General features: G+C 64.0%; 2 protein-coding genes and 1 pseudogene. 2 read left to right on the forward strand and 1 reads right to left on the reverse strand.

Features of this window, described 5'->3' with window-relative positions:
- A pseudogene (locus EN742_RS28840) lies at positions 1-143 on the reverse strand (glycine cleavage T C-terminal barrel domain-containing protein); the annotation flags it as partial.
- Between the two features lie 175 nt (positions 144-318).
- Between EN742_RS28840 and EN742_RS28845 the strand changes: the two are divergent.
- Together EN742_RS28845 and EN742_RS28850 are read left to right on the forward strand one after the other, a co-directional pair.
- Positions 319-957: a TetR/AcrR family transcriptional regulator gene (locus EN742_RS28845; protein ID WP_127407319.1), complete on the forward strand. Its 639-nt coding sequence runs from the start codon at positions 319-321 to the stop codon at positions 955-957.
- A gap of 161 nt (positions 958-1,118) precedes the next feature.
- Positions 1,119-3,275 carry a penicillin-binding protein 1A gene (locus EN742_RS28850; RefSeq protein ID WP_126055772.1) on the forward strand — a complete coding sequence of 719 codons (2,157 nt, stop codon included), beginning with the start codon at positions 1,119-1,121 and terminating at the stop codon, positions 3,273-3,275.
- Positions 3,276-3,342: the final 67 nt, after the last annotated feature.

The following is a 3,342-nucleotide window of genomic DNA, read 5'->3' on the forward strand; positions in this document are numbered from 1 at the left end:
ACAATGTGCACCGTAAGTTCCGTCCCCTCCCCGGCGAAATCGTCGTCCACCAACGCCAGCGCGACGCTCTTGCCAACCGTGTAGCCATAGCCGCCGGAGGTGACGAAGCCGACGCGCCGGCGCTTGTGCCAGACCGGCTCGAAGCTGAAGCACCGAGGCGCCGACGACACCTCCTCCGATGACAACCGCGCGATAATGCGACTTCACGAGCCTCTCCCTCTCGTTGGAAGCCGTTAGCATATGCCTACTGTACATATGTGTCTAGACACTTATGTCCAGAGCTTGCGCGCGGTGATCCGGCGTGCCACTTGTGTGTCCATGATCATGATTTCGCCGCAAGACGAGCCGGCGCCCGGCAACATCAAGGTAACGCGCTCGGACTGGATCAACCTCGCGCTGCAGGCGCTCGTCTCCGACGGCATCGAGAGCGTGCGCGTGCTGCCGCTCGGCCAGAAGCTCGGCGTGTCGCGGTCGAGCTTCTACTGGTATTTCGAAAGCCGCCAGGATCTGCTCGACCAGTTGCTGAAGCATTGGCATGAGACCAATACCAAGGCGATCGTCGAGCGCGCCCAGCGCCCTGCCGCAACCATCATCATGGGCGTGCTCAACGTGTTCGAATGCTGGGCCGACGAGCGCATGTTCGACCCGAGGCTCGACTTTGCCGTACGTGAATGGGCCAGGCGCTCGGACGATGTGCGGCGCATGATCGACCAGGCCGACGACGATCGCCTCACCGCTATCCGCGACATGTACCAAAGACACGGCTTTGACGCGGAGAATGCCTTCATCCGGGCGCGCGTGCTTTACTATATGCAGATCGGCTACTACGTCCTCGACCTCAAGGAACCGGTCGAGGCCAGGGTCAGCCATCTCGCGGCCTATCTTCGCGCCTTCACCGGCCAGGAGCCGAGCGAGGCCGATGTGGCGCATTTCATGCGCTTTATCGCGGCGCGGTGATAGCGCTCGAGCACCCGGAATCAACCTTAGCGATCAACAAAGCTTGTGTGTGGCTTCGCTACCCTTGTGAGCGGTGATAAAATGGTCGAATAGTCAGGCAGGGAGCCACCCTCGAAACTGCCCATGCCGTTTTGGGGAAGTTGGCTGGGCGGAATTCTGGAATGGCAAGTCCTTTGAGACCACGCAAGAGAAGAGGCCGCATTGCCTCGGCGCTGCTTGCCGTCGACGCGTGGCTCGATTCCTCGCTCTACGAAATCGGCTTCAAGGCAGGCCAGTTCTGGGAAGCGGCGACCATCTTTTTCCGACGCTTCCGCGTCAAGGGCTGGCGGCGCGGCATCATCGAGGTGCTCAGCGAAGGCTTCACTATGGGCGCTGGCGGCATCGTCGTGCTGCTTGCGCTGGCGATGCCTGCCTTCGAGATCACAGCCGGCGACTGGCGCGCGCAGGGCGACTTCGCCGTCACATTCCTCGACCGCTACGGCAACGAGATCGGCCAGCGCGGCATCATCCAGCGCGACTCGGTGCCGGTCGACGAAATGCCCGACCATGTCATCAAGGCGGTGCTGGCGACCGAGGACCGGCGCTTCTTCGACCATTACGGTATCGACGTGCTCGGCCTGTCGCGCGCCATCTTCGAGAACGTCCGCGCCAACTCGGTCGTGCAGGGCGGCTCCAGCATCACCCAACAGCTGGCCAAGAACCTGTTCCTGACCAATGAGCGCACCTTCGAGCGCAAGATCAAGGAAGCTTTTCTCTCGTTGTGGCTGGAAGCCAACCTATCGAAGAAGGAGATCCTGCAGCTTTATCTCGACCGCGCCTATATGGGCGGCGGCACATTCGGCATCGAGGCGGCGGCGGATTTCTATTTCGGCAAAAGCGTCAAGGACCTGAACCTCGCCGAGGCGGCAATGCTGGCCGGCCTGTTCAAGGCGCCGACCAAATACGCCCCGCACATCAACCTGCCGGCCGCCCGCGCGCGCGCCAATGTGGTGCTGTCCAACCTCGTCGATTCCGGCTTCATGACCGAAGGCCAGGTGCTGCAGGCGAGGCTGCATCCGGCCGACGTCGTCGACCGCGGCGAGCAGAAGAGCCCGGACTACTTCCTCGACTGGGCCTTCGACGAGGTCAAGAAGATCGCCAAGCCCGGCCAGCACTCACTGGTCGCCCACACCACTTTCGATGCCAACATCCAGAAGGCGGCTGAGGAGTCCGTCGAATTCCACCTGCGCCAGTTCGGCAAGGAATACAACGTCACCGAAGGCGCGGTGGTGGTGATCGAGACCAACGGAGCGGTGCGCGCCATCGTCGGCGGCCGCGACTACGGCGCCAGCCAGTTCAACCGCGCCACCAGGGCGCTGCGCCAGACCGGCTCCTCGTTCAAGCCCTACGTCTACGCCACAGCCATGGAGCACGGCTTCACGCCTGACTCGGTGGTTTCCGGCGGCCCCGTTAGCTGGGGCAACTGGTCGCCGCACAACTACAGCGGCGGATCGGCCGGCAATGTCACCCTGATCACGGCCATCGCCAAGTCGATCAACACTGTGCCGGTGCGGCTCGCCAAGGACCATCTCGGCATCGGTCCGATCAAGGCGATGGCCGAGGCGATGGGCGTCGAGTCGCCGCTGGAAGGGCACAAGACCATGGTGCTCGGCACCTCGCTCATGACGGTGATGGACCAGGCGACGGGCTACAGCGTGTTCGCGCAGAACGGCTTCGTCGGCTCGCGGCACGGAATCACCCAGCTCGTCACCCGCACCGGCGATGTGGTCTACGACTGGGCCAAGGACGCGTCGCCGCCGCGTCGGGTGCTGTCGGAGCAGGCGCTGAAATACATGAACACCATGCTGGCGGCGGTGCCGGTGATAGGGACGGCGCGGCGCGCCCAGCTTCCCAACATCGTCGTCGCCGGCAAGACGGGCACGACGCAATCCTACCGCGACGCCTGGTTCGTCGGCTTCACCGGCAATTACACGGCCGCCGTCTGGCTGGGCAATGACGACTTCACGCCCACCAACAAGATGACCGGCGGTTCGCTGCCGGCGATGGTCTGGCAGCGGCTGATGGTCTACGCGCACCAGAATATCGACCTGAAGCCGATCCCCGGCCTCGATCACCCGTTCGTCGATCCGGAAGTCGCGGCCAAGGCCGAGGAGGCCGCCCAGAAGAATGCCGAGGAGGCCGCAGCGCAGGCCCAGGCCGAGCGGCCGCCGGTGCTCTCCGGCCAGACCACACAGACGCTGCGCGAGATGACCAAGGCGTTCCAGACAGCCCCTGTGCTCGACGCGCCCAAGGCGCCGGAGACGCTGTCGGCGCTCTAAGCGTCCCATTCAGCGTCCGCCTATCCACCGGCGCGACTTGCCACGAGGCCCCTGCCCGCGATATCCC

It is taken from the genome of Mesorhizobium sp. M4A.F.Ca.ET.020.02.1.1 (assembly GCF_004022645.1).
GTDB lineage: Bacteria > Pseudomonadota > Alphaproteobacteria > Rhizobiales > Rhizobiaceae > Mesorhizobium.